This window comes from Pseudoalteromonas sp. SG43-1 (assembly GCF_014164415.1).
In the GTDB taxonomy this organism is placed as follows: domain Bacteria; phylum Pseudomonadota; class Gammaproteobacteria; order Enterobacterales; family Alteromonadaceae; genus Pseudoalteromonas; species Pseudoalteromonas distincta.
On record NZ_JACJFD010000018.1, the window covers coordinates 15,785 to 40,206 of the forward strand.

The 24,422-nt window shown below is 38.2% G+C and carries 22 protein-coding genes, 2 tRNA genes and 1 riboswitch; of the genes, 10 read left to right on the plus strand and 14 right to left on the minus strand.

The window, feature by feature from the left end; translation table 11 throughout:
- Window position 1: 1 nt before the first annotated feature.
- From H5159_RS13055 to H5159_RS13065, 3 genes are all read right to left on the minus strand, one after another.
- On the minus strand, window positions 2-1,402 hold the full coding sequence (locus H5159_RS13055; RefSeq protein ID WP_182737920.1) for a carboxylesterase: 1,401 nt from the start codon (window positions 1,400-1,402) through the stop codon (window positions 2-4).
- Entirely contained in the window at window positions 1,392-4,112 is a 2,721-nt protein-coding gene (locus tag H5159_RS13060; protein ID WP_182712680.1) for an ATP-binding protein, read from the minus strand. Before H5159_RS13060 ends, H5159_RS13055 begins: the two co-directional genes overlap by 11 nt.
- A 72-nt stretch (window positions 4,113-4,184) precedes the next feature.
- On the minus strand, window positions 4,185-4,640 hold the full coding sequence (locus H5159_RS13065) for an Lrp/AsnC family transcriptional regulator (RefSeq protein WP_076925888.1): 456 nt from the start codon (window positions 4,638-4,640) through the stop codon (window positions 4,185-4,187).
- A 136-nt stretch (window positions 4,641-4,776) separates the two neighbouring features.
- Here H5159_RS13065 and H5159_RS13070 point away from each other — a divergent pair, with 136 nt between their 5' ends.
- Together H5159_RS13070 and H5159_RS13075 are read left to right on the plus strand one after the other, a co-directional pair.
- Window positions 4,777-5,946, plus strand: coding sequence for a monodechloroaminopyrrolnitrin synthase PrnB family protein (locus H5159_RS13070; protein ID WP_182712681.1), 1,170 nt, complete (start codon window positions 4,777-4,779; stop codon window positions 5,944-5,946).
- Window position 5,947: 1 nt separating this feature from the next.
- Window positions 5,948-7,072 (plus strand): aminotransferase class V-fold PLP-dependent enzyme, encoded by a 1,125-nt coding sequence (locus tag H5159_RS13075; RefSeq protein ID WP_182780410.1) that lies wholly within the window; start codon window positions 5,948-5,950, stop codon window positions 7,070-7,072.
- Here H5159_RS13075 and H5159_RS13080 read toward each other — a convergent pair.
- The 4 genes from H5159_RS13080 to H5159_RS13095 all read right to left on the minus strand — a co-directional run bounded on the left by H5159_RS13080 (window position 7,056) and on the right by H5159_RS13095 (window position 8,263).
- Window positions 7,056-7,544, minus strand: a complete 489-nt coding sequence (locus H5159_RS13080; protein ID WP_024597153.1) for an RNA-binding protein — start codon at window positions 7,542-7,544, stop codon at window positions 7,056-7,058. The two genes, H5159_RS13075 and H5159_RS13080, sit on opposite strands and share 17 nt — an antisense overlap.
- 124 nt (window positions 7,545-7,668) lie before the next feature.
- Window positions 7,669-7,761 (minus strand) — tRNA-Ser (locus H5159_RS13085).
- Between the two features lie 52 nt (window positions 7,762-7,813).
- Window positions 7,814-7,904, minus strand: a tRNA-Ser gene (locus H5159_RS13090).
- Window positions 7,905-8,122: 218 nt separating this feature from the next.
- Window positions 8,123-8,263 (minus strand): hypothetical protein, encoded by a 141-nt coding sequence (locus tag H5159_RS13095; RefSeq protein ID WP_004335040.1) that lies wholly within the window; start codon window positions 8,261-8,263, stop codon window positions 8,123-8,125.
- A gap of 325 nt (window positions 8,264-8,588) precedes the next feature.
- Here H5159_RS13095 and H5159_RS13100 point away from each other — a divergent pair, with 325 nt between their 5' ends.
- The gene (locus H5159_RS13100) at window positions 8,589-9,458 is read left to right on the plus strand and encodes a diacylglycerol kinase family protein (protein ID WP_182716502.1); all 870 of its coding nucleotides are present in this window, start codon (window positions 8,589-8,591) and stop codon (window positions 9,456-9,458) included.
- Window positions 9,459-9,495: 37 nt separating this feature from the next.
- Here the strand turns inward: H5159_RS13100 and H5159_RS13105 are convergent, their stop codons facing one another.
- Window positions 9,496-10,425: a DMT family transporter gene (locus tag H5159_RS13105; RefSeq protein WP_182716501.1), complete on the minus strand. Its 930-nt coding sequence runs from the start codon at window positions 10,423-10,425 to the stop codon at window positions 9,496-9,498.
- Window positions 10,426-10,528: 103 nt separating this feature from the next.
- Here H5159_RS13105 and H5159_RS13110 point away from each other — a divergent pair, with 103 nt between their 5' ends.
- On the plus strand, window positions 10,529-11,971 hold the full coding sequence (locus H5159_RS13110; RefSeq protein WP_182780411.1) for a PLP-dependent aminotransferase family protein: 1,443 nt from the start codon (window positions 10,529-10,531) through the stop codon (window positions 11,969-11,971).
- A gap of 238 nt (window positions 11,972-12,209) precedes the next feature.
- On the opposite strand, the gene H5159_RS13115 is transcribed toward H5159_RS13110, so the two are convergent.
- Window positions 12,210-13,004 (minus strand): YggN family protein, encoded by a 795-nt coding sequence (locus tag H5159_RS13115; RefSeq protein WP_033030970.1) that lies wholly within the window; start codon window positions 13,002-13,004, stop codon window positions 12,210-12,212.
- Window positions 13,005-13,391: 387 nt separating this feature from the next.
- Between H5159_RS13115 and H5159_RS13120 the strand changes: the two genes are divergently transcribed.
- Window positions 13,392-13,577, plus strand: a complete 186-nt coding sequence (locus tag H5159_RS13120; RefSeq protein WP_007579801.1) for a PA3496 family putative envelope integrity protein — start codon at window positions 13,392-13,394, stop codon at window positions 13,575-13,577.
- A 118-nt stretch (window positions 13,578-13,695) separates the two neighbouring features.
- Here H5159_RS13120 and H5159_RS13125 read toward each other — a convergent pair whose 3' ends face one another.
- The 3 genes from H5159_RS13125 to H5159_RS13135 all read right to left on the minus strand — a co-directional run bounded on the left by H5159_RS13125 (window position 13,696) and on the right by H5159_RS13135 (window position 15,267).
- Window positions 13,696-14,193: a glutathione peroxidase gene (locus H5159_RS13125; protein ID WP_182780412.1), complete on the minus strand. Its 498-nt coding sequence runs from the start codon at window positions 14,191-14,193 to the stop codon at window positions 13,696-13,698.
- Between the two features lie 73 nt (window positions 14,194-14,266).
- On the minus strand, window positions 14,267-14,566 hold the full coding sequence (locus H5159_RS13130) for an AzlD domain-containing protein (protein WP_024597147.1): 300 nt from the start codon (window positions 14,564-14,566) through the stop codon (window positions 14,267-14,269).
- Window positions 14,563-15,267 carry an AzlC family ABC transporter permease gene (locus tag H5159_RS13135; RefSeq protein ID WP_182780413.1) on the minus strand — a complete coding sequence of 235 codons (705 nt, stop codon included), beginning with the start codon at window positions 15,265-15,267 and terminating at the stop codon, window positions 14,563-14,565. The genes H5159_RS13130 and H5159_RS13135 overlap by 4 nt, the downstream gene beginning before the upstream one ends.
- 107 nt (window positions 15,268-15,374) lie before the next feature.
- Here H5159_RS13135 and H5159_RS13140 point away from each other — a divergent pair, with 107 nt between their 5' ends.
- The 4 genes from H5159_RS13140 to H5159_RS13155 all read left to right on the plus strand — a co-directional run bounded on the left by H5159_RS13140 (window position 15,375) and on the right by H5159_RS13155 (window position 19,540).
- Window positions 15,375-16,031 (plus strand): cytochrome b/b6 domain-containing protein, encoded by a 657-nt coding sequence (locus H5159_RS13140; protein WP_182780414.1) that lies wholly within the window; start codon window positions 15,375-15,377, stop codon window positions 16,029-16,031.
- 88 nt (window positions 16,032-16,119) lie between these two features.
- A riboswitch (cyclic di-GMP riboswitch) is annotated at window positions 16,120-16,208 on the plus strand.
- A gap of 96 nt (window positions 16,209-16,304) precedes the next feature.
- Complete coding sequence (locus tag H5159_RS13145; protein ID WP_024597144.1) at window positions 16,305-16,868, plus strand: hypothetical protein; 564 nt, start codon at window positions 16,305-16,307, stop codon at window positions 16,866-16,868.
- A gap of 137 nt (window positions 16,869-17,005) precedes the next feature.
- The gene (locus H5159_RS13150) at window positions 17,006-19,081 is read left to right on the plus strand and encodes a S9 family peptidase (RefSeq protein WP_182780415.1); all 2,076 of its coding nucleotides are present in this window, start codon (window positions 17,006-17,008) and stop codon (window positions 19,079-19,081) included.
- Window positions 19,082-19,141: 60 nt separating this feature from the next.
- Entirely contained in the window at window positions 19,142-19,540 is a 399-nt protein-coding gene (locus H5159_RS13155; protein ID WP_024597142.1) for a hypothetical protein, read from the plus strand.
- A 22-nt stretch (window positions 19,541-19,562) separates the two neighbouring features.
- Here H5159_RS13155 and H5159_RS13160 read toward each other — a convergent pair whose 3' ends face one another.
- On the minus strand, window positions 19,563-20,315 hold the full coding sequence (locus tag H5159_RS13160; RefSeq protein ID WP_024597141.1) for a LytTR family DNA-binding domain-containing protein: 753 nt from the start codon (window positions 20,313-20,315) through the stop codon (window positions 19,563-19,565).
- Window positions 20,316-20,553: 238 nt separating this feature from the next.
- Between H5159_RS13160 and H5159_RS13165 the strand changes: the two genes are divergently transcribed.
- Window positions 20,554-23,496 carry a TonB-dependent receptor domain-containing protein gene (locus H5159_RS13165; RefSeq protein ID WP_182716496.1) on the plus strand — a complete coding sequence of 981 codons (2,943 nt, stop codon included), beginning with the start codon at window positions 20,554-20,556 and terminating at the stop codon, window positions 23,494-23,496.
- A 282-nt stretch (window positions 23,497-23,778) separates the two neighbouring features.
- Here H5159_RS13165 and H5159_RS13170 read toward each other — a convergent pair whose 3' ends face one another.
- Window positions 23,779-24,252 (minus strand): Dps family protein, encoded by a 474-nt coding sequence (locus H5159_RS13170; protein ID WP_004334993.1) that lies wholly within the window; start codon window positions 24,250-24,252, stop codon window positions 23,779-23,781.
- Window positions 24,253-24,422 lie beyond the last annotated feature (170 nt).

A 24,422-nucleotide genomic window follows, 5' to 3' on the forward strand; every position in this document is an offset into this window, starting at 1 on the left:
CTTACCTTGTAGTTGTTCTAAGCTGTTCTACGTTTTTAATAAACGTACTAATTTGCTTTTTAAGATCGGTAAAATGAGGATTATAAGTTAAGCGTTGTAAAGCCGGATAGTGTTTTAAGTTGGCGCTTGTACGCTCTCCTAGTTGTGGATTTTTTGTTGTTTTACATGTTTTGTACAGGGACTCGTCGTTAATAAAGCTGCCACAATTACGATAGGTTGCGTTAATCCCATAATGTGGATTTTGCGGTGAGTTAACAATAGCAATATGCGACATACCATGAACTTTTTTACACTGAGGCGATGTGCATTGCGGGTTATTTACTGTGTAGTCACTAGCAAAGTCTGGCGGTAAAATATCAGTGTTTCCATAAAGTACTAAAGTATCGAGCGGCTTATATTTTACTGAATTATCTTTGTGTAACGCACTTAATAATTTTAGCGTGGCACGCGTATCTATCGTGGTATCAATATCGCTAAGTACACTAAAAATAGGTAATTTAAGTGCAGAGCGTTTGTTTAAGCTACTTACGCTTGCAAGTGACATTGCATCGTACGACGCGGCAGCTGCATTTAAAGGAAATGATTCATACTTAGCAAAGTCTACATCGGCGTCTTTATCTATCCAATTAACAAAGGGTATGTCATCAATCCACTTTGCTATCCAGCCGTACTTATTATGTGGCTCGGAGCCTGGCGAATAAAGCATAAGCGCTTTAATTTTGGGTGAAACAGTGTGCTTGGTTGCGTAATCAATAAGTAACGCTGCACCGGTAGAGTAACCTGCGAGTATCACCTCATCAAAGTCTTGCACCGAGCGTTTAATACCGTATTTTATTGCCTGTTGCCATTGGCTAACCTCTACATTGAGTAATGCACTTGCGGCGCTTCCATGTCCTGGTAATAAAATAGTACGCACAGTATAGCCTTGTTGATAATACACTTGTGCTAAATCGTGATACGTAAAGGGTGAGTCAGTTAGCCCGTGAATTAGTAGTGCAACTTTATTGCTGTTTGGATGCGTAAGCTCAAAAGGGGCAATAATATCTGCAATAGTAGGGTCAGGTTTTCGCGTACCTTGTGTTACTAATTGCTGGTACGTTTGTGTAATAACAGGGCATGGCATATCTGCACGTGGATTGGTTTTATTTATATGTTTATATGCAAAATCTAAGTAATCGTTAAATGGTAAAAGTGCGTGGTAATTAAAGCGCTGGTGGTTGTGCTCTTTTTCAAAGCGTAATAAGCCTTGTTGCTTACTTTTTGTTATAAATTTAAAGTCGCTCGCCTGCGAGATACAGTTTTGAGCGACAGCAATATGCGAAAAAACACTTAAAACAAAACCAAAAGCGACTCTTAAAACTATTCTTAAAACTATTCTTAAAATTAAACCACTATTGTTCATTAACTTCTGCATATTGGACAAGACACTCGGTTAGCTTAATGAGTTCAAGCGGTTTTGCAAGGTGCTGGTTAAATCCAACGGCTTGTGCATGTGCTTTATCCTCTGGCATAACGTCGGCAGTTAAAGCAATAATCGGGAGCTCTTGTTCAGTTTTAAACTGGCGGATCAGTGCCGTTGCTCTATAGCCATCCATTACAGGCATTTGGCAATCCATAAGCACTAAGTCAAAATGCTGCTTTTTAACTATATCAACGGCCAGTTCGCCATTTTCTACTATATACGGCACAATTCCTAACGAGCCAAGCATCGCTTTAATAACCATTTGATTTACTGGGTTATCCTCTGCGACCAAAATATCTAGCGAAGTAATATTAGTATTATCAAATGTAATAACATGTTCTTTTTTAGGTTCTGTTGTTTCTAATCGCATTGAAAATGTAAAAGTAGAGCCTTTATTTATTTCACTTTTAAGTGTTATATCAGCCCCCATTAGTTGGCTTAACTCTTTCGCTATGGTTAAGCCAAGGCCTGTACCACCAAACTGCCTTGAGGTAGAACTATCCGCTTGGGTAAATGCGTTAAATAATTTTTTATGTTGGCTTGGTTTTATACCTATGCCGGTATCACTAACGGTTATAACTAGCTGTACTTTATTGGCGGCGGTAAACTCTGTTTCTATGTTTAAAGTAACGCTGCCTTGGCTTGTAAATTTAATCGCGTTGCTACATAAATTAAGTAATATTTGCTCAATTCGCATAGGATCACCAATAAACCAGGTATCAACAGGTAGCTTTGAATTAACTTGCCATTTAATACCTTTGTTAACTGCGCTTTGCTCAAACATGTTGTTTATACGTGTTATTAAAGCACCTAAGTCGAATGCAATAGATTCAATAACTAACTTTTGGGATTCTATTTTTGATATATCAAGAATGTCATTAATTAAGTTTAATAAGCTTTTAGATGCTGAGTTTATTTTATCTAAATAGCCAATGAGTGTATTTGCATTGTCTTTTTCTCTAGCAAGTGAAGAAAAACCAATAACGGCGTTTAATGGTGTTCGTATTTCGTGGCTCATATTCGCTAAAAATTGGCTTTTAGCCTGATTAGCTAAATCGGACTGCTTCTTTGCTTGTGCGAGTGAGTGAGTACGCTCTGCAACTTGACGTGTAAGTGCGATTTGTTGCTGATTAAACAGCAGTAAAACCATTAAAATTAAAGAACATACGGCAACTTGAAGTATGAGTAATAATAAAGTTAGTTGACTATTATGTTGTGTTAAAAAGCTTTCTTTAAGGGCTAGTTTTACAATCCATTTTTGCCCTGCAAAGTCCACATCAAACGACATTAAGCGGCTGCCTTTAGCTTGCTGAACATTTTGAGAGTAATTACTATAAAACGGCGGAGTGTTTGTATCTTCGTATATACCAATCGAAAACATATCAGACTGTTCTTTAGAAATTGCCTGCTCAATAATACTACGCACTAAAAATACACCAGTGGCATAGCCTTTAATTGTTTTTTCATCACTATGCTGGGAGTACACAGGGGCAAATAATAAATAGGCTGGTTTAGGTTGTTTGGTTTGCACTAACTGAATTATTTTAGTTCCTACTGGCATGTACTTTATAGCGGGGTTAAGCAGAGAGCTTTTTCGATCAGGGTTTGAAAATACATTAAAGCCAATAGCTTTTTGATTACCATTAAAAGGAGCTATGTATTTTACTATCACAAGGGGATCGCTACTTTCAAGAGGTTCGCCAACTACATCAATATCTAAATGATAAATGTTTGATATTTCTTGGGCAAAGACGTCGCGTTGATCTTGAGGTATTTTTGCGTTCCACGATAAGGCGTTAATAAATGCGTGCTGAGTTAGTAACTGGCTAGCATAAGAATAAAAATCTTGCTGGCTTAGCATGGGAGATGACTGTACCTGACTTGCTAGGCTCTGCACTGCAATAATACTACGATTTGTATATCTATAAAGGCTGTTTTCTATAACATGGACTTCACGTTCAGCAATTTTAATAGTGTTTATACGATTTTCTTGATCGTATAACTGCGTTGTTACCGCGACTGATAAAAATAAAATAGAGCATACTGCAATTGTCGGAAACGCCGATATATTATGTTGATTAGACTTTTGTGGTAATAAAGAAAGTAAAAGCGGAGTCGCAATTAATACTCCTAATGTATCACCAAGCCACCAGTAAGTAACATTCTTCCAATGATTATCAACACTGTAAACCGAGTTGAATTGGCTTAAGGCAAATACGCCAAAGTTAGCCGAAATTAAGCTGACCAATATTGCTATGACAAGGATAAAGTAAATTATATTTTTGCGCTTTTTAAAGCGCAGCGGGTGCCCAAGCCAATACTTTAAAAGAGCTGCGCCGACCATTGCCTGTATAACAACACCAAAGGCGATATACATAGCCTCGTTAAATGAGTTACCGACCAGGACTAGCTCATGAGCTGAACTATCAAAAATATTTAAATTAAATGCAATTGCAGCTACAAATAAAGGCGGGATAAAGCGCCACCACCAAATATAACAACCGACCAAAGCTATACCAGCAGGTAACCAAATTGGAATTATTTGCGAATTAAAAGCAAGTTTAGTGAGTGCTATACCCACTAAAAAATATGCTAAAGCAAACATGATGTAAAAAATAATAGAATGATTTTTAGAGTTAAAATTTTTCACATAAGGTCCAAGCAATTATTATTATCGTTTTGAAATATCAGTATAGCTAACAGTAAGTTATTTGGGTTATTTTTATAATGGTAACTGTTTTTTGCTAAATGATTGTTTAAGCACAACTGTTGATTCTATATTTGCGATACAACTTAAGCCACCTAGTTGATGTTTTACAAATGTTTCGTAGCTCTCAAGATCATGTGCAATGATTTTTAATAAATAATCATAGCTTCCTGATATTACACAACACTCTAATACATGTGGTAATTTTTCTACATGTTGCTCAAATTGCTCTGCAGCACTGACCGAGTTTTGGCTTAATCGTACAAACGCATATACCAACACATTAAGGTTAAGTGCTTTAGGGTTTATGGCGGCGTGGTAGCCGGTAATAATGTTTTCTTGCTCTAACTTTTTTATACGTCTTAGGCAAGGTGTATCCGATAGGTTAATACTACTGGCCAAGTCTGAAACCGACATACGAGCTTGGCTTTGCAGTGCAACGAGTAATTGCTGATCTTTTTTATCTAACATAGTTGTCGGCTTTTATTAATTATTTTTATATTTGTAGTGATTATTGCTAAGTATTGCAGTTTTTACTAATTTTTTTGGCGTTTTACCCTCATTGAACTCTGTTAGCATTTAACTATAAAAATAATAGAGCACAACAATGAACACACATACCGCTATTTTCGATCACTGGATACGAACAGAGTTTGTCACTTTAAATAGTGAATTAGAGCAGCTTTATTGGCAGCAAACCGATAAAGCAAATGTAGAAGGGGTAGGCGAGGCCTTAAAGCAACAATTAGAAAAAGAAGGCAACGTATTAATTAGCAATTTATTAGCCGAGGGAAACACAGATCAAGGCTTTGATAGCGCTTTTGACTTACTCGGTAACGTAGGATTATTTATGGCAGCGTGTAGGCGCCATGAAATTACTGAGCCAAGCAGAGAAACCACTTCACCGCTAATAGAAGCCTCAGCGCTTGCTATGCATATAGGCGCATCTATTGGCGTAACCCCTCGTTTTGCTACCGCCCACTTAACTACTCATAACAAAGCACTTAACGGTATTTATAAACGATTTACCAATTTACCTGATGAAAAGCTGTTTCTTGATTATAACACTCAAGGCATTTTGGCCTACAAACGGGCAAGTGATGCATTATTAAAAATATTGCCGTTAGGTATTTCACATCCCTTGTGTGGTGAGTTATTAAAAGTAGCTAAACAAGCGCTTATAGATGTAATTGAGTCAAACAATGCACTTTATTCTGAGCTCGATACAGATCGCTTTTTTAACTGCGTTCGCCCTTATTATAAACCGTACCGTGTAGGTAAAGAGGTTTACAGAGGGGCAAATGCTGGTGACTTTGCAGGTATTAACGTGATTGATATGCTGTTAGGGCTGTGTAGTGCAAACGAGCCTAGTTACTCGCAAATGCTGGTGGATAAGTTTTTATATATGATGCCAGAGGATCAACAAATCCTGCGAGAAGCCATGCGTATGCAAAGCTTTATGGATGACTTTTTACAAGCAGAGCAATATAAAAATACAGATTGGTTTAAAAGCCACGCAACGTTATTTATCCAAGTGTGTAAATTACATGGCGACACCGCAGTCGGTCATCATAATCAACTGGTTGAAAAGTTTATTGCTCAGCCTTCAAAAAATATGCAACAGCAGCATATGAGCAAGGTAACAGCAAGTGGTCCGCCGCTTAATGTATTACTTGATTCGCTCGAAAAATTAAGAGATAGACGAGCCAGTGCCAAACGCGACGATATAAAAACACGTTTTGACGATCTAAATACACTTAAAGAATGGGTTAAATAGCATGCTTAAAAATGATTTTTGTATGGCTGATGGCTGTTATTTATTAAACCACTCGGTAGGGCGTCCTCTTAAAAATACGCAGCAATATTTAGCACAGCACTACTTTTTACCGTGGGAGAGCTCAAATAAAGAACCTTGGCAACAATGGCTGCCCGCAGTTGAGCAATTTACTACCGCGCTTGGTAAGTTATTTAATGCGCCTAGTTCGCAGTTTTGTCCTCAGGTTAATTTATCAAGTGGCTTAACAAAATTGCTTATGTCGCATCCACGGCTACAGCAAAAAAATTGTAAAGTGCTTATGGCGCAAAGTGATTTTCCGAGTATGGGTTTTGCAATGCAAAAAGCGTTGCCAAAGTGCGCGCAAATCATATTTATACCTGAGCACGAAAACCTAACTGATATTAGTGTTTGGCAGCGTTATATAACCGCCGACATCGATTTAGTTTTTATAAGTCATGTATATTCAAATACAGGTTTACAGGCGCCTGTGTACGATATTGTAGCTATAAGTAAATTAACCAATAGTTTATCAATAGTTGATGTTGCTCAGTCAGCGGGGGTTATACCGCTTGATTTAAGCGTGCTCGATGCGGACTTTATGATTGGATCGAGCGCTAAATGGTTATGTGGTGGCCCAGGTGCAGCTTATTTATGGGTTAACAAAAATCAAATAGAGTATTGTGAGCCTAAAGATGTGGGTTGGTTTTCGCATCAAAACCCATTTGAGTTCGATATTAATAATTTTGAATATAACAGCAGTGCGCTTAAGTTTTGGGGTGGAACACCTTCTGTAGCGCCTTATATTATTGCCGCAAATAGTATTACCTACTTTGCAGAGCTAACAGCTCACAAGGTAAGGGTGCATAACTTAGCGATGCTTACGCTTATTCATGAGCAACTAAGCGAATATGTTGCATCACCTATGAGTGGTGATAAATGCAGCGGGACTGTTATTTTGTTTTTTAACAAGCAGCAAGACCATGTACTTACAGAGCTTAATAAAGCGAAAGTCAGTGTAGATGCTCGCAAATTTGGAATACGAGTATCGCCACATGTTTATAATACTCAAGAAGACGTTGCGCAATTTATTTCTATAGTAAAACGAGCGCTTAAGGGTTTTGGCTAAGCTGCTGCTTTCTTTGCTTTAATGACTCTATTTTTTGCTGCGTTTGACTAATTGATGCGTCGTAGGCTTGTTTTAATGAATTTGTTTTAGTTGCGATAGCATCAGCAATAGACGAAGCGCCTAAACGATTGGCCTTATCTTGGGTCATATAATCTATTTGTTGTTTTTTAGCTGCGTATTCTTTTTGGCTTTGTTCAATAGATAGCTCAAGGCGCTTTATTTCACGCTCTATTTGCTGAACCTCTAAGTAGTCATCAACAGAGGTATCGGTAATACCTTTACCGGGCGTAGAGCTTTTATATGCTTCAATTACATTTATATCTTTTAGAGTAATAACTTGTGCATCTTTAGCGCAAGGCGTTTGGCTAAAAGTAGGAACGCCCTTAATTACACACTTATACACTGTTGTACTTTGTGCCAAGGTAAAAAATGGTGCTGCCGCGCAAAATGATAGCAATATGAACCGGATCATAGCTAAACCTAAAAGTGGCTAAAGTTGTGTTAATAATGCCCTAAGTTATTACTAGGCACAATTTGTTTAGTTTTTATAAAATTTAGGCACAAAAAAACCACAATCAAGTGGTTTAAATTAAGTATGGTGGAGAGGGAGGGATTCGAACCCTCGATAGAGCTACAAACTCTATACTCCCTTAGCAGGGGAGCTCCTTCGGCCACTCGGACACCTCTCCAACGCATAACCGTTTGTATTGATGGAAGTAAAAAAAGCCACCAATTAAAATATGGTGGAGAGATAGGGATTTGAACCCTAGATGGGCTATAAACCCATGCCGGTTTTCAAGACCGGTGCATTCGACCACTCTGCCATCTCTCCGTGACGCAGAATAATACTTAGGTGATACCGCTGTGTAAATAGCAAAATGACTGTTTGCCTAAAAAATATACGTAAATGAGGTTTTTTTTGTAAATAAGGGGAAATTAAGGCAATTTTTAATAAAATAAATAGGTTGCAGCAAACAATGGGAGCTAAATAAGTGACTTCATTTAGTGGTTGAGTGTTAGCTGCACCGAAAAATAATCATGGTTGGGTGATTATTTATATTGAGCTGCACCGCTAAGTGCTAGTCTTTTACCAATCGTGTTAAGTTTAGCTAACATTCTTGCTTTACGGTTAGTTGGTTTAACGGCTACTTGCGCTGCTGCTGTTTGATTTAATGTATTAATTGGTTTCATTATTTTGCTCCGGTTGTATCTGTTGAAATCGCGTGCATTTTGCACGTTGTTTGATTAAAAATACAACGATAAAAATTGAGTCTGAGGGATTAGTTAAACTAATCTGAATTGATTTTATTAATATGCGATTCAGTAAGTTGCATTACTGTTTTTGCATAGCTATTTATATGACGGTTGGTTTTAACCCCTTTGCTGTTGGGGTTTTTGATTTTTTAATTTATTTTTATGCATTTTATACAATGTTTTTTGATTATTTATTCAGATTAAAAAAATTTAATTAAACGTTTGTTATCTCACTCTAAAATACATTGCTGGAAACAAAAGCTTGTCACTACTTATAATTATTAAACCAAGTATCAAAAAACAGAGCCAAAAATCATTGGCATGGCTTAAAAATATCTGTAAAAAACGCAGCTTTTCTTATTGTATATTTACTACAACGGGAAGCTTTGACGATGACTGCGCTCAAATAAGGTTGTTACTGAGTAAATTTCCCAAAGTAGTTGCACTAGGTGGCGATGGTACATTGAACTTGGCGGTCAATGCGCTAATAGGGAGCAGTTGTTCGTTAGCATTATTACCTTGCGGTACAGGTAACGATTTCTCCAGAGGGTTTAATTGCAAAGAAGATGATTGGCGAAAGGCATTATTTAATACACCGACAGCAATTGATATAGGAAAAATTAATAGCCGCTATTTTATTAATATTGCAGGGGTAGGATTTGATGCTCATGTGATTAAAACTATTAACGATAAAGCTAATTTTTCATCTTTTGATTACAGTTGGACGAGCATTAAAGAGCTATTTTATTATCAAGCTCAGCAGTTACAAGGTACGTTTAATAACGATGCTCGGCAGTATCAAAATTTAATTACTGTATTTGCTAATCATAAGTACTTTGGTGGCGGGCTAAAAATAGCGCCAAAAGCAGATTTAACTGATGGCCAGCTTGAGTGTTATCAAATGCGATCGGGTGGGCTTTTTTATAATCTAATAAGCTTTATGAAGTTGTTTTTTAAGCGCCATCAGCATATAAAAAACCTTAACTACAATCGCTTAAATACAGCTTCTATAAAAACTGAAGGGTTATTGATTGAAGCAGATGGTGAACTGGTAGGTAAAACTCCAGCCGTTATTAGTGTGCATGGGCAGGCTTTACTTTTTCATATGCCAATAAAAAAGCGCCTACAGTAGGGTAGGCGCTTTTGTGTTAGTTGCGTTAATAACGCGTCTAACTGGGGACGGAGCCACTTTTAGCTACTGCTCTATTAGCTAAAAAGGCGTTAATTCGTTTTGTTGGGGTAAGCACAATGGCGTTACCTAATAGCACTAGGCTAAATCCTGCAAAGGTATTTGCGTGCCATTCAAAGCCTTCAAAAAAGCTACTCAGTGTTACTGCCACTAATGGGAATAAAACAATAACGTAGCTGGCTTTTTCAGGGCCTATATTTCTTAGTAGAGCAAAGTAGCAACCAAAAGCGATTACAGTGCCAAATATTGATAGATAAAGTAGTGATAACCAGTAACTTGGTGGAGCATTCAAACTAAATTGCACATCGTTCATTAATACATATAAAGCCAAGCCTATAGCGCTGTATAGCATGCCCCATGCATTGCCTTGCAATACACCAATTTGTTTACGAGAATTACGAACGCTTACCATGTTTCCTAATGAAGCCACAAAGGTGCCACCAAGGGCAAGTAGTAACCCGACCAACGCACCATTACTCAAGTCGAACTGCTGTAACTGTGGCCAAAACAGACACGTAATACCTAATACAGCGAGAACAGCACCTGTATAAATTCGTTTTGAGATAGGTTTACCAAAAAATAGTCGAGTGTTAACTATGTTCATAACCAGCAATAGTGAAAAGGCGATAGAGGTCATAGCGGAGGTTAAGTAATTTTGTGCCCAGTAAAGCATTAAGTAATTTAAGGCAAAATTACAAATAGCCAACAAAGCAAAAAAGCCATGATCGATTAATGAAAAGCGCATATCCGGTTTTTTGTACGCTACATATAACCACATTAAAAGTGCTGCAATAGCAAAGCGATAAAATAACGATAGCTCTACCGCAATATCACCTAGCTGAAATTCGATGGCTAACCAAGTAGAACCCCAAATTAAAACGGTTGTAATGTATAGCGCTGCACTTTTCATGGTTACTCTCCAAAGCCCGATTGAATGGCTATTTTAAGACCTGTCTGTATACTTACCATATACAGAAAAGTAAAAATGTAACCTATACAGATTTGGATGCGTGATGATAAGACAAAAAAATAGCCAGGGGCATGAGTTTCTATATCAGCAAGTTATTCAGTTGATCAGAGATATGAGCGCTCAACAAGTTTTACTCCCCGGCGAAAAACTTCCATCACTGCGTAAAATGGCAGATAACTTAAATATAAGTATCCCCACTGTAAAACAGGCTTACCAGTCACTTGAAGATCAAGGGTTGGTAGAGGCGCGTGAAAAATCAGGATATTTTTTAAAAGTCGTTAGCATGGCGCATAATTTACCTAAGCGAGTTAAATTAAGTCGCGAACCTGTTGTGGTAAATAAACAAGCCTTAATAGAGCAGGTGTATAGCGCGATTCATCAAGCTAACGTAGTCCCTTTTGGTATAGCCAACCCAATTGCAGCAGCACCTACCGATAAAGCACTCGCCAGAAACATGCGCCGTGTAATGACAATTGCGGGCAGTAAAGCTATTAACTATGGACCAACAGATGGGTTTGTACCGCTGAAAAAGCAATTGGTGCATCGCTATTTAGATTTTGGTATTGGCATAAATATGGACGAGCTTGTGATCACCAATGGTGCGCAAGAAGCCATGGCTATTGCACTTAAGTGTGTGACAAAGCCAGGCGATGTAGTTGCCATTGAGACGCCTTGCTATCACGGGATTATCGAGTTAATAGAAAGCCTAGGGCTTAAAGCGCTCGAAATACCACTGTGCCCAGATAATGGTATTTGGTTAAGTGATTTGGAACGCGCTTTAAATGAGCATGATATAAAAGCGTGTTTATTCTCGACTGCAATTAGTAACCCTGTGGGCAGCTTTATGCCTGATACAAACAGACAGCAGCTGGTGGAGCTACTTGAAAGTCATGACGTAGTGCTTATTGAAGATGACGTATATGGCGATTTATATTTTACGGCAAAACGAGGCACACCTGCTTTAGCGTACTCTAAAAAAGGATTAGTGATTAGTTGCTCATCTTTTTCTAAAACGGCAGCGCCGAGCTATCGTGTAGGTTGGTTAGTTGCGGGTAAATTTGCAACGCAAGCAAGGCGATATAAAAGAGCACTAAGTTGCTCTGCTTCGTTAATAAACCAATGGACGTTATCTGAGTTTATTGCCAGTGGTGAGTACGACCGAAATTTAAAAGTACTTAGGCAACGCCTGCGCGATAACAAAGAGCGTATGCGATGGTGCTTACAACAAGCTATGCCAAAAAACACACGTATAAGCGATCCAAAAGGAGGCTGCGTTATGTGGCTAGATTTAGGAGGCGAGTACGATAGCCAAACATTGTTTTTACTTGCGCTTGAGGTTGGTATTAGTATTACCCCTGGGCTTGTTTTTTCGGCCTCTAATAAATATAAAAGCTGCGTAAGATTAAGTTATGGTGTGCAATGGAACGCGCAAATTGAGCAAGCAATAGTTACATTGGGTAAGCTTACTTTATTAGCTAAAAAGTAATACCAATCTGCTTATATATGGGGTCTATTTAACGTTAAGAAAATTACGCTAGAACTAGGCAAAAGTTTTTGTATCTAGTTGTTCTAAATAAAAAATTTTTAACGACGTTATAGTGCAATTTAATTCGTTAAATTGCTCAAAGATTTATGCAGGTTGGTATAAGTTTGCGAAACACAAAAAAGCAGCATTTAAGTAAACTTAAGTGCTGCCAAAGGGATGTTAAATAACGTTTGCTGTACTAATTTTGTTTAAAGCTAAATAACTGGTAACCTTCAAGCTCAGGCACTTGCATTACTAATTGCTCTTCTTGTTTTGCAATATCAGCAAAGTTTCCACATAAAGAGTTGGCACGTTCTTCAAGTGCGCTTGCATGTAGCTCTACTTTTTCTTCTATTTGTGCACCCATATTTTCCATACGTTGTTCAAAGGCATCCATATCACCGCCTGAACCAAGTAACTCAGAACCTAAAGCTACTAAAATACTGCCCATTGATTGCATTACTGCTGATTCAACCGCTGTTTCTATCTGCTGCTCAAATTGTTGTTCAAAGTTTTCGCCAAATTGATTAAAACTTTGTTGGCCCATCACAAATGTACCTTGCTGGTAAAATGTGTTTTCTACTTCGATTTTAATGTCATCCATAAGCTCAGACATATTATCAAGACCGTCAATATTAAATGCATTGCCTACTTCTTCTAATGCTACTCCGGCAATTTTAACACCCTCAAGCGCTATATTAGCTACTTCAGGTAATTGAGTGCGTAAGCTATCAGAGTACTTGGTTAGCGCGTCGCGCTGCGAACTATTCAGCGCTACAAGTTCGCCATTTACGGTTAAGTCACCATGGGTATTAAACTGCATGGTTTTATTGTTGGCGGTAAAAATTTCCAATTCGTTTGGCTTAATGCGCACATCATTTTTAAATTCGACGTTACATTCATCATTACTAAATGAAATTGCAGAATCGTTATCGTTATGAGCCATAGCGGCTGGTGAACAAATTAATGCGCTAACTAATAGTAATTTTTTCATGTTTGTTCTCTACTTTTTGTTGATGACGATTAATTAATAACAAGTTTGATGCCAGTTTTATTTTTTAATATAAAACATATGCTTAACTGTTTTTGTTTGTTTTTTAGTAAATGAAATTAATTAATAAATAACTATTTTTTAGTCAAATTGGCTAACTAATAAAAATTAATAAATTTTATTTATCGATACGATAAAAAACTCTCACTTTCCTCAATTCAAATTTAGCGCTATTTATTCACATTACTGACATGAAGACTATTTACAGTAGTCACGTGGCTTTATTTTGATGTTAATTTGCACAGCATTTTGACGTTAAACATTTTAATTTTACCGACTATTGCGATAATAAAATCCTTGGTTGGTCTCAAACACTTTATGGAGTGGGTTGTGGGTAAGACATTTAGTTACGATGCGCTAGATGACGATTTTGTTGAAGACGAGTACGAAATGCTCGGCCGTAATCAACACGATAAGAACAAGCAAAAGGTTAAAAAGAAGTTGGAAGACTACCTTGAGCAAAAACGCTTGCGTAAAAATCTAGGCGAAGATGATTTAAGCGATTACACCGATTAAATTTCACTAGTATAAATAAAATACCAATTAATATTGAGAGTTTAAATGTGCAGTTATGCGTATGTTTAAGTTTCAGTAGTATTGGCAATAAAGAGGCCTTGCGCCTCTTTATTACTTTTTAAAGCGCATTTTTAGTTTGTGCCAAAGCTTTTTGAATTGTAAGTTCTAGCTTTTCTGGTTTAGTAAAAGGTGCATAACGTTTAATTGGCGTGCCATCTGTAGCAATTAAAAATTTAGTAAAATTCCACTTTATTTTACGTGTTAAAAAACCAGGTAAAGCCGATTTTAAAAAACGAAAGACTGGGTGAGCATGCTTACCGTTTACATCTACTTTGGCCGCCATTAAAAAACTCACACCAAAGTTAATTAAACATCCTTGCTCTATTTGTGTAGCGTCGCCGGGTTCTTGCTGACCAAATTGATTACACGGAAACCCTAAAATAACTAAACCTTGGCTGGCATATTTATTATGCAAAGCTTGCAGCGACTCGTATTGGTAGGTAAATCCACATTTACTTGCGGTATTAACAATAAGCACAACCTTACCTTCAAAATCACTAAAGTTAATAGGTTGACCCTGCAAGCTTGTTGCGCTTAATTGATGGAATTTGTGCATATTGGCGTCTTTTTTATTATTGTTATCGGTATTTTAACCTGAGTACAGTATTTCATAAAGTATAAAGAGCGCTCTAATTTAAAATCAGAAATAGCCCCATACCGGCAAGTGTTGTGTAATAAATATTATGTGTTTTATAGGCAACAATGATGGCGACTATCGCTGCGCTTAAATAAGGGTTTTGCCAGTCTAAGTTAATGCCATCTTCATTCAAAAACACGATAGGCACCCAAATTGCTGTAAGCACCGCAGGTGCGCTAAAGCTTAAAAATTGCTGCATTTTAGGACCTACTTTAAACGGTAAAGCGCGGTGTAAAAATAAATAACGCGTAAAAAATGTAATGCACGCCATGAGTAAAATAGTTGTCATCATAGCGTTGCTTCCTTTTTAGCGGTTAGCCTTGCTGTGCTGTAACCTGCGGCCATTGCCAGCAGCGCTGAGCAAACAAGCCACAACTCAAATCCTGTACTTTTTAAAAGCGTTGCGCTAACACCAGCTACAATTACCGTAACGAGTGAGGCCAAATTTTTGATTCCCGGAATAACTAACGCGATAAACGTCGCGGCAATTGCAAAGTCGAGCCCTAAATTAGTTAGGTCGGGCAGCATTGTGCCCGCTACAATGCCAATTAACGTCCAAATATTCCATGCAATATAAAAGCTAAAACCAGCGCTTAATGCGTATATTAAGCGTGTTTTTGTTCTATATGCTCTTCGATGATGAGAAAACGCAAACAGCTCGTCGGTTAAAACAAAACTTACTGGTAAGCGCCAACGCATAGGTTGATCAATCACCTTATGACGCACGGCTAAACCGTATAAAAAATGTCGAGAGCTAATAATAAATGTTGTGAATAAAATTGTAAGCAATGGTGTGTTGCCCGCTATAAGTTCAATTGCAACAAGCTGTGCAGAGCCTGCAAATACTAATAACGACATTGCTTGGGTTTCTAATGCACTAAAGCCATTTTGAATCGCTAAAGAGCCACATAAAATACCCCAAGGAATAACCGCTAAACACAGTGGTAGCATATCTAAAAAGCCTTTTAAAATAGCTTTTTTAACTGGTTGCATGATATTTACTCTCACGGCTTGTAGAATGGCTCATAAGGATACCTTAATATTATGATGTTAAAGTAGTTAACAAATTAAATAATACTGTTTTTTTAAGGATAGGCACAATGACGACGTTAAAAGTGTGGGATGGGTTTATTAGATGCTTTCATTGGTTTTTGGTTGTAAGTATTGCAGTGCTTTATTTTAGTATTGAAGAGGGCATGATTGAGCTTCATTTTGTTGCTGGCTTTTTTACTTTAGCACTTATAGTAACACGTTTAATTTGGGGTGTTATTGGTAGTAAAACCGCGAGATTAAGTGGGTTACTGCATTCTCCTAGAGCTATTTTAAAGGCGCTAAAAACACCAAGCGAATCGTTAGGCCATTCAGCACCCGGTAGCTGTATGGTGATAGTGTTTTTTATATTGATCATAACGCAACTTGCAAGTGGCTTAATGAGCAGTGATGGTATTTTAACTGACGGGCCGCTTGCTCAATATGTGTCTAGCGATACGATTGATTTTGCCAATTGGCTACATGAGCTGAATTTTGACATTTTACTTTATGCTATTGGCTTACATGTATTAGCTATTATTGTTTATAGAATAAAAGGTAAGCCGCTAGTTAAGGCGATGATCACAGGCTCAAAAGAGTTAAAAGCAGATGACTCTGAGGTTAAAGTAACAAAAGCGTCTTGGCCAGCGTGGCTAATATTTATATCTTTATTGGTGTTGCTGATATTTACGTGGGCGAAAGAACCTTTAACTTATTTATTTAGTTAAAAATATATTAAACCAACCTTAAAGGGTTGGTTTTTGTTTTTGGTTACATTCTTTTGTTTGATTGTTATGCGGGGCCGAATTATAATCGCCGCATTGCTGGCAAACTAATCGAAAGATTAGGGCGCAAAGTTTCCGGTCTAAGGCTTTTTATAAAGCTATGGTAGCGGGACTACTGCATAACGTGTTGTTATGTATCACTTGCCCTCAGTGTATTTTTTGTGTATCCATAGTGTATGGATAAGATTTTGTAACTCTTAAGGTGTTGCCGTGTTTATGCATACGTCGTTGGCCTGTGGAAAGTGGTCAACAATAGGTTGCTTAAATCATCATACCCAATTATTTATTGGTGATGTGGTGAGTGTAACCTTTTACGACATGCAAGGAGAGCTGGTTAGTTTATCATTTGATTACAAGATCACCTCGCTTGAGCAAGGTGAGCCCCACGCATGGCCACGTTTAGTTGCCGAGCATATTAATGTGCATGTTCCTCTGGTTAGCGCAGGTAAAATGACCGAACAGGGTTTAATTGTAGCCTATAGAAATAATGAAATTTTTGCTTTGCAAAGCAGTGGTATATGTAAAGCACACGTCGACTTTCATTGTATTGCAAAATGCGATGAGCGTGTTGTTAAGAACCTTGATACTTATGATTACGTGTACCCTGAAAATTGTGAAAACTATAATGCGGGTACAAAGGTATTGCAGCCAAAAACTGGGCATGTATATCAATGCAGGCCTTGGCCATTTAATGAGTTTTGCCGCACGAATGACGATAATAAGTCTATGTTCGAGCCCGGTGTAGGGCAAAGCTGGGCTATGGCTTGGCAGCAAATATAAAGCTTAAATTATCTTCCCAAAGGTATAGCGGTTTTAGTAATGAAGCGTTTACCGTTTTAGCCCATCCAACTATTGGATGGGCTTTTTTATTTTTATGATAAACTGCAAATCACATTATTTTTTTAATTGGTTTTGTTGTGTCTCGTCCTGTCTACTCTTTAAGTTTATTACCTAATTTCCCGATTGCTAAACAGCAAGCCCATACATTAAGTACTCATAATAAGATACGTACCGATAATTACTATTGGATGCGTGATGACGATCGCCAGGATGAGCAAGTACTTGCGCATTTACATGCTGAAAATGCGTACTGCGATGAACAGTTAGCTGCTATGAAGCCACTACAAAATACACTTTTTGAAGAGTTAAAAGCACGCATTGTAAAAGATGATAATTCGGTACCCGTTAAAGACGGGAAATACTGGTATCACTCAGAAGTTCGTGGTGATGATGAATACTCGCGTCATTATAGAAGTACGAGCATAAAGGCCGATAATAAAGAGCTTTTACTCGATGTGAATGTCTTAGCTGAAGGATTTGAGTTTTTTGAGCTGGGCGAAGTCGCACTAAGTCCATGCGAGCAGCTTATGGCTTACTCTGAAGATACTGAAGGTCGTCGTATTTATAATGTTCGCTTTAAAAGCTTAGCGACCGGTGAAATGCTACCTGATGTACTTGAAAATACAGAAGGACAAGTTGTTTGGGCTAACGACAATAAAACTGTTTTTTATGTAAAAAAAGATTTAAAAACGCTATTAGGATACCAAGTATTTAGGCATGAGCTTGGCAGCGAGCAAAGCCAAGACGTAATGGTCTACGAAGAGCAAGACAGCAGCTTTTTTATGGGACTTGGTAAAAGCCGCGATGAAAGCTTAATTATTATTGATTTAGCATCGACAGAGACCAATGATACATGGGTGCTTGATGCTAATAAGCCCACTGGCGAATTTAAAGCATTAATGCCGCGTGAAGATGGCCACGAGTTTGACGTAGATAAGCTAGGTGACACATTTTATATTGTGACTAACTGGCAAGCTAAAAACTTTAGATTAATGACGGCAACAAACGAAACAATTGCTGATAAAACACAATGGGTTGAACATACAGCTCACAGAGAAAATGTACTGCTTGAAGGTGTAGAGTTATTTAATAACTTTTTAGTATTGAGTGAACGCGAGCAAGGGCAAGCTCGATTTGTAGTTGTTAATAGGCAAGGGGATCGTATGGCACTTGAGTTTGCCGATCCTTGTTATTATGCTGCAATAGCAATGAACCCAGAGCCAGACACACGCACTGCGCGTATTTATTACTCAAGTTTAACAACACCAGGCTCTTTATATGATGTTGATTTAGCAACTGGCGAAAAAACACTACTTAAACAGCAAAAAGTACTCGGTAGTTTTAATGCGGATGACTATCAGTCTGAGCGATTAATGGTAACTGCTCGCGACGGAGTTAAAGTACCCGTATCAGTTGTTTATCGAAAAGACAGCTTTAAAAAAGATGGCTCAAATCCGTTATTTCAATACGGTTATGGTGCGTATGGCTATACGATTGATCCAAGTTTTTCAAGTTCATCGCTGAGCTTGCTCGATCGTGGTTTTGTTTATGTAATAGCACATGTTCGAGGCTCTGAAATGCTAGGCCGCGAGTGGTACGAGCAAGGTAAAAAAGAGCATAAACAAAATAGCTTTAGTGACTTTATTGATGTGACAAAAGCGCTTGTTGCACAAGGCTATTGTGATAGCAGCAAGGTGTTTGCCTCAGGCGGCAGTGCTGGTGGTTTATTAATGGGGGCGGTTGTAAACCAAGCACCAGAGTTATATTGCGGTGTTGGCTGTCATGTACCATTTTTAGACGTATTAACCACGATGCTTGATGAAAGTATTCCGCTCACAACAAATGAATATGATGAATGGGGTAATCCAAATGAGCCTCAGTTTTATGATGTAATTGAAGCTTACTCGCCGTATGACAATATTCGCGCCCAAAACTATCCGAACATACTCGTTACTACCGGTCTTCATGACTCACAAGTGCAGTATTGGGAGCCTATGAAGTGGGTTGCAAAAATGCGTGAACTTAAGACTGATAGTAATATTTTAGTATTTAAAACCGATATGGATGCAGGGCACGGCGGTGCATCAGGTCGCTTTAAAAGTTTAGAGGAAAAAGCACTCGAAATGGCCTTTTTTATTGCTTTATTAAATTAACTGCAAAATCGGAAAATTGTATTATCCTATATATAGAAGTTGATATATGTAAGGCGATATATGTTTGGTGCACATGGTGAATTTCAAATTTGTTCACAGCCCCCTCAGATGTATTTAGAATTGAAAGGGAGCTTTAATAATGAAGGCATTACGCTGTTAACTAATGGAGTTGTTCAGGAGTTGAGCACTCACCCTGAAAATACGATTAAGTTTGTGGTTGTTAATTTAAAAGAGTTTGAGCTGTTAACTTTGGATGGCCTCGATTCATTAGAGGCCTATTTTGCCGGTGTAAAAGAACGTGGCTATCAACGAGTTGATTATATAAACATTAATATCATAGCTAAAAATATGTTTGAAAAAGTATGGAAAAATAGCGATGTAGAAGTTAATTTTTATAAAGATACCGAAAGCTATTTATTAGTGCACCCAAATGACAGTTATATAAAACAGAACTGGTAATTAATATGAGTATTATAAACCGCTATTGAAGAGGGCTTATAATACTCTCTAAACACCCTTTATAGCGCCGTGAAAGGTTTAAACACATATCGTTTTTCAGTCTTACTCTATAATCGCCACTGTCAGTAGGCATCAGTTCGCAAATAGCTTGTTTTCTTACCAGCGTAGAGCGATGAATGCGAACAAATCCTTCAGGTTCTAGTTGTTGTTCAATATTTTTCATGGTTTCGCGATGTAGTACCGGCGTATTACCTTGGGTAAAATGCAGCTCTACATAGTTGCCCGCGCCATTAATCCAAATAATATCATTTATATCAATTAGCCTTACCTTACCTACATCTTTAACCACAATGTGTGATGATGGCTTTTCAGCTTGTGTGCTTTGCTGGTATTGGCGTTCGGCCGCACTTGCAATCGGGCAAAGGTGAATCAGCTTATCAAAGCATTTATCAATACGTGATGCAGTTGAATCTAATATTAAAAAATCTACAGCGCCAACTTCAAAGGCAAAACTCGCAAAATGTCCCGATTGAGCAATAATGACTAACTTCAGCTTTTTAGCAAGCTCAGTTAAATGCACTATTTGCATAGGGTCAGCTAGGTTGGTTAGTTCGTAAAACAGTACGTTGTATTGATCTGTGTCTATTTGATCTAACCTATTTGTTTGAAGAAAAGATTGAGATTCAAAGTGTCGGTGATCTTGCACACGCTTTGTTAAAAATGTTGCAAACTTAGTGTTACTAACAAAAGTTAATGCATGAAAAGAAGCGATCATTATTTTATATCTCTTGCTGTATATAATAATAAAGACCGTGCTTAGCGGAAAAACTGTTATGAAAAGTACAATATATTTATAAAATAATTGTGACGTACTGATTCATCCCATAAAAGCTGCTATTCGTACCAAAGACTACGCCTCATAAATAATGCCCGTAGAGTGTTTAAATAAATCCCCTTACTGTAATCCGCGAAGTAACCATTTAGTTACAAAAATAACAATTCAGGGGAATTATATGACATTAACTAACAAAGGTAGCGCGCGATTATTTAAAAAATCGTCGTTAACAGTTGCGCTAAGCAGCGCGATACTTGCAAGCTTTTCATTTCAAGGTGTTGCAGCAGAAGATGACGAAATAACTAAAATAGAACGCGTACAAGTTACAGGATCTCGAATTCGTTCAGCTGAGGCAATGTCATCGGCTCCTATTCAAGTTGTAGATAGTGCTGCTATCGATGCATCAGGGTCGTTAAATATTCAAGACTTATTATTAGAGAACCCTGCATTTGGTACACCAGCTATTAGCCGTACTAACTCAAACTTTAATACCGCAAGTGCGGGTGTTGCTACTGTTGATTTACGTAATTTAGGCTCTAACCGCACATTGGTTTTAGTGAATGGTCGTCGTTATGTATCAGGTGTACCAGGTAGCTCTGCTGTCGATTTAAATACTATTCCGAGTCAATTCATCGAACGTGTTGAAATTATGACAGGTGGTGCTTCATCTGTTTATGGTTCTGACGCTGTTGCTGGTGTAGTTAACTTTGTACTAAAAGATGATTTTGAAGGTATTGAATTCGAAGGCCAATATGGTGAATCAAGCGAAGGCGATGATGAATCACGTCAATTCAACTTTACCTCGGGCTTATCAAGCTCAGATGGGAAAGGGCACGCGATGTTCCATCTTGGGTATTCTGATCAAGGTGCTGTTTTTTCACGTGACCGTGACCGCTCGGCAGTAGACCAATTTTCAGGTATCTTCTTTGAAGATGATCCAGTAGCAAACCCAGGTTCTGTATTTGATGCTGTAAGCCCATTTTTATCTTCATTTCCGCCACAGGGTCGCTTTAGCGCTGGGGATGAAACATTTACGTTTAATGATGCAAACACCCTACAAAACTCGTTTAGTACTAACGGTGGCGATGGCGTAGCTGCAAATGGTTTTAACCGAAGTGGCGTACGTACGATAGCGATACCTACAGAACGTTACTTATTTGCCTCAAATGGTAGCTACGAGCTAAGCGACAAGCATAGCTTTTTTTATGAAGGTACTTACGCTGCAACAACAACCGTTTCTGAATTAGAGCCATTTCCTTTTGCCTCTGACGACATCTATGCAAATGGCCAAGTACCAATTGAATTTAATGTAAACGGTGAAATATTGCGTAACGCATTTGTACCTGATGATATATATAACGCAGCAACCGACACCGATGGTGATGGTATGCGTGATATCTTTTTTGCAAAGCGCTTAAGTGATATCGGTAACCGTGGAGCACGAGCTGAGCGTGATACATTCCGTTTAGCACTAGGCTTTCAAGGTGAAATAGCAGATGGTTGGTTCTACGATACTTACTATGTATACGGTAAAACAAAAGAGCAGCAAGTTTCTGGTGGTTTAGTTAACGTACAAAGCTTTCGTCAAGGTTTAGAGGCTGTTATCGATAGCCAAGATTTAGATGGTGATGGTATTACTGATGAGGCTATTTGTATCGATGCGACAGCACGTGGCTTTAACTGTGCGCCGGTAGACATTTACGGTTTCAATTCGCTATCGCAAGGTGCTATTGATTTTGTAAGTGCACCTAGCTCACTTTCAACGTCGGTTGAGCAAGAAATCATTGGTGGTAATATTTCAGGTGATTTATTTGATTTACCGGCAGGTACGGTAGGTATCGCTGCTGGTTTTGAATACCGTGAAGAGTTCTCACGTAGTGAATTTGATGCTCTACAGCAAGCTGGCCTTAATGCGGGTAATGCAATTCCAGCAACAGAAGGCTCGTTTGATGTAACTGAATATTATGTAGAAGCAAACATCCCCGTGCTTGATTCTGTAACAATGAATGCAGCAGTTCGTTTGTCTGACTACTCAACAGTAGGCAATACTGAAAGTTGGAACGTGGGTATAGACTGGGAAGTAATGGATAGCTTACGTTTACGTGCTACCCGTGCACGTTCAACACGTGCTCCAAATATCGATGAACTATTTTCTCCACCTTCACAAACTTTCCCAAGTGGTTTAAACGATCCATGTTTAGGTGTTACTAATAGTGGCGGTGGTGCTGCAGGTGATGCTTGTCGTACAGATGTTGGTGTTACAACTAATATCGCCTCAAATGGCGAGTTCACGCTTAACCAGTCTGACTTACAAGGTATTAGTGGTTTTAACCGTGGCAACCAAGATTTAAAAGAAGAAGTTGGTGACTCTGTAACAGTAGGTTTAGTATTTACACCAGAAAATCTAATATCAGGCCTAGACATTACGCTTGATTACTTTGATATCGAAATTACAGATGCAATCGTATCAACACCTCGTCAGTTTATTCTTGACCAATGTTATGGTGGTGGCGATACAAGCTTTTGTGACTTTGTAACTCGTCGTAGTGCGCCATCAGGTAATAATAGTGCTGGTTCACTAGAGTTTATTGACAGTGGTGTATCTAACAGTGGTGGTTTAGGTACAGAAGGTGTTGATTTAACACTAACGTACTCTACTGATATTGGCCCAGGTGCGTTTAGAACTCGCCTTGCTTATACTTACCTAATTGATGGTTATAGCATCCCACTTCCAGGCGCTGATAAAGATGAGTTTGCTGGAGAAATTGGTGCATCAGAGCATAAAGCTAACTGGAACTTTGGTTATAAACTTAACGACTTTGATTTTAACTGGAGCTTAACTTACATTGGCGCTGCAGACTTTGATGATCAATTCTTAAGTGGTTTTGGTATTGCTCCAGGTGGAGTAGGGATTGGTTCAGTGACATATCATGATGTTCAAGCAAGTTACCATATCAGCGATTCAACAGAGCTTTACGCTGGTGCGAGTAACTTATTTGATAAAGAGCCACCACGCATTTTATCGGGTGTGAGCGGTTCAAGTACTGGTACTGAAACAGATGCAGGTACGTATGACCCAATTGGTCAATCATTCTACATAGGTTTTAGAAGTAAATTCTAACCAACAATAACGACACTAATATAGTTACTTAATTCGTAACGTTCACAAAGCCTCAGTATTGCTGGGGCTTTTTCATGGGGAAAAATAATGTAGTAGTAATGCTTATACATTGTTTATCCCAATATATGAGCATTCTACCCACTTAAACCAAAAACAACGCCACTGGTAACAGGGGCGTTGTTTAGTATTGGGAGGAGGCTAATATAGTAACCGAATCGCTTGATTATTTAACGATTTATCCCTATTTGTGGCCCTCTTCATTGAGGGCTTTTTTTTGCTGGTTTAGTCTAAGTAAGCCTTTAGCATCCAAACCAGTTTCTCTTGCTCTGAGATGTAATCGCTCATTAGTGAGGCTGTACCTTCATCGTCTGCATCACCAGCTTGGCTTAAAATATCACGCTGCATGTGAATTAATGTACTGTAACCAGCAAGTAGGTTTTCTACGGCTGTAACACCATCACTAATACCTTTAGCTTCTTTAATTTTACTTACTTCAAGGTAATCAGAAAATGCATGTAGTGGTGCGCCATCTAACGTTAAAATACGTTCTGCAACTTCGTCTACTTTTAGAAGTAGCAAGTTATAAATTTCTTCAAACTTAACGTGTAGTTCAAAAAAGTTACGGCCTTTAATATTCCAGTGAAAACCACGCGCATTCATGTATTGAATCTGGTAGCTACTCAATAATGTATTGAGTGACTTTATGATGTCTTCGCTTTTTGCGCTGTTTAGACCAATTGCGTTTACATGTGACATAACTTGCTCCTGAATAACCGTTTGTTTGTGAACTTGTGATAAGTATTACTAATTTCGATAAATTAGTAAAATCGTTTAAATGTATCTAGTTAATAGTTTTAACCTATTAGCTGTTTTTGATACCTGTATTCACTTTAGACTATTAATAGAAATGGGACTGATTAATAAAA

Excerpts from the sequence above, each read along its gene's own strand:
- H5159_RS13130 (WP_024597147.1), bottom strand. The coding sequence starts at position 14,566 with ATGATGACAACTATTTTACTCATGGCGTGCATTACATTTTTTACGCGT.
- H5159_RS13105 (WP_182716501.1), bottom strand. The coding sequence starts at position 10,425 with ATGAAAAGTGCAGCGCTATACATTACAACCGTTTTAATTTGGGGTTCT.
- H5159_RS13135 (WP_182780413.1), bottom strand. The coding sequence starts at position 15,267 with ATGCAACCAGTTAAAAAAGCTATTTTAAAAGGCTTTTTAGATATGCTA.
- H5159_RS13095 (WP_004335040.1), bottom strand. The coding sequence starts at position 8,263 with ATGAAACCAATTAATACATTAAATCAAACAGCAGCAGCGCAAGTAGCC.
- H5159_RS13155 (WP_024597142.1), top strand. The coding sequence starts at position 19,142 with ATGTTTGGTGCACATGGTGAATTTCAAATTTGTTCACAGCCCCCTCAG.
- H5159_RS13055 (WP_182737920.1), bottom strand. The coding sequence starts at position 1,402 with ATGAACAATAGTGGTTTAATTTTAAGAATAGTTTTAAGAATAGTTTTA.
- H5159_RS13145 (WP_024597144.1), top strand. The coding sequence starts at position 16,305 with ATGCATACGTCGTTGGCCTGTGGAAAGTGGTCAACAATAGGTTGCTTA.
- H5159_RS13140 (WP_182780414.1), top strand. The coding sequence starts at position 15,375 with ATGACGACGTTAAAAGTGTGGGATGGGTTTATTAGATGCTTTCATTGG.
- H5159_RS13080 (WP_024597153.1), bottom strand. The coding sequence starts at position 7,544 with ATGATCCGGTTCATATTGCTATCATTTTGCGCGGCAGCACCATTTTTT.
- H5159_RS13170 (WP_004334993.1), bottom strand. The coding sequence starts at position 24,252 with ATGTCACATGTAAACGCAATTGGTCTAAACAGCGCAAAAAGCGAAGAC.
- H5159_RS13165 (WP_182716496.1), top strand. The coding sequence starts at position 20,554 with ATGACATTAACTAACAAAGGTAGCGCGCGATTATTTAAAAAATCGTCG.
- H5159_RS13075 (WP_182780410.1), top strand. The coding sequence starts at position 5,948 with ATGCTTAAAAATGATTTTTGTATGGCTGATGGCTGTTATTTATTAAAC.
- H5159_RS13065 (WP_076925888.1), bottom strand. The coding sequence starts at position 4,640 with ATGTTAGATAAAAAAGATCAGCAATTACTCGTTGCACTGCAAAGCCAA.
- H5159_RS13070 (WP_182712681.1), top strand. The coding sequence starts at position 4,777 with ATGAACACACATACCGCTATTTTCGATCACTGGATACGAACAGAGTTT.
- H5159_RS13125 (WP_182780412.1), bottom strand. The coding sequence starts at position 14,193 with ATGCACAAATTCCATCAATTAAGCGCAACAAGCTTGCAGGGTCAACCT.
- H5159_RS13115 (WP_033030970.1), bottom strand. The coding sequence starts at position 13,004 with ATGAAAAAATTACTATTAGTTAGCGCATTAATTTGTTCACCAGCCGCT.
- H5159_RS13160 (WP_024597141.1), bottom strand. The coding sequence starts at position 20,315 with ATGATCGCTTCTTTTCATGCATTAACTTTTGTTAGTAACACTAAGTTT.
- H5159_RS13110 (WP_182780411.1), top strand. The coding sequence starts at position 10,529 with ATGATAAGACAAAAAAATAGCCAGGGGCATGAGTTTCTATATCAGCAA.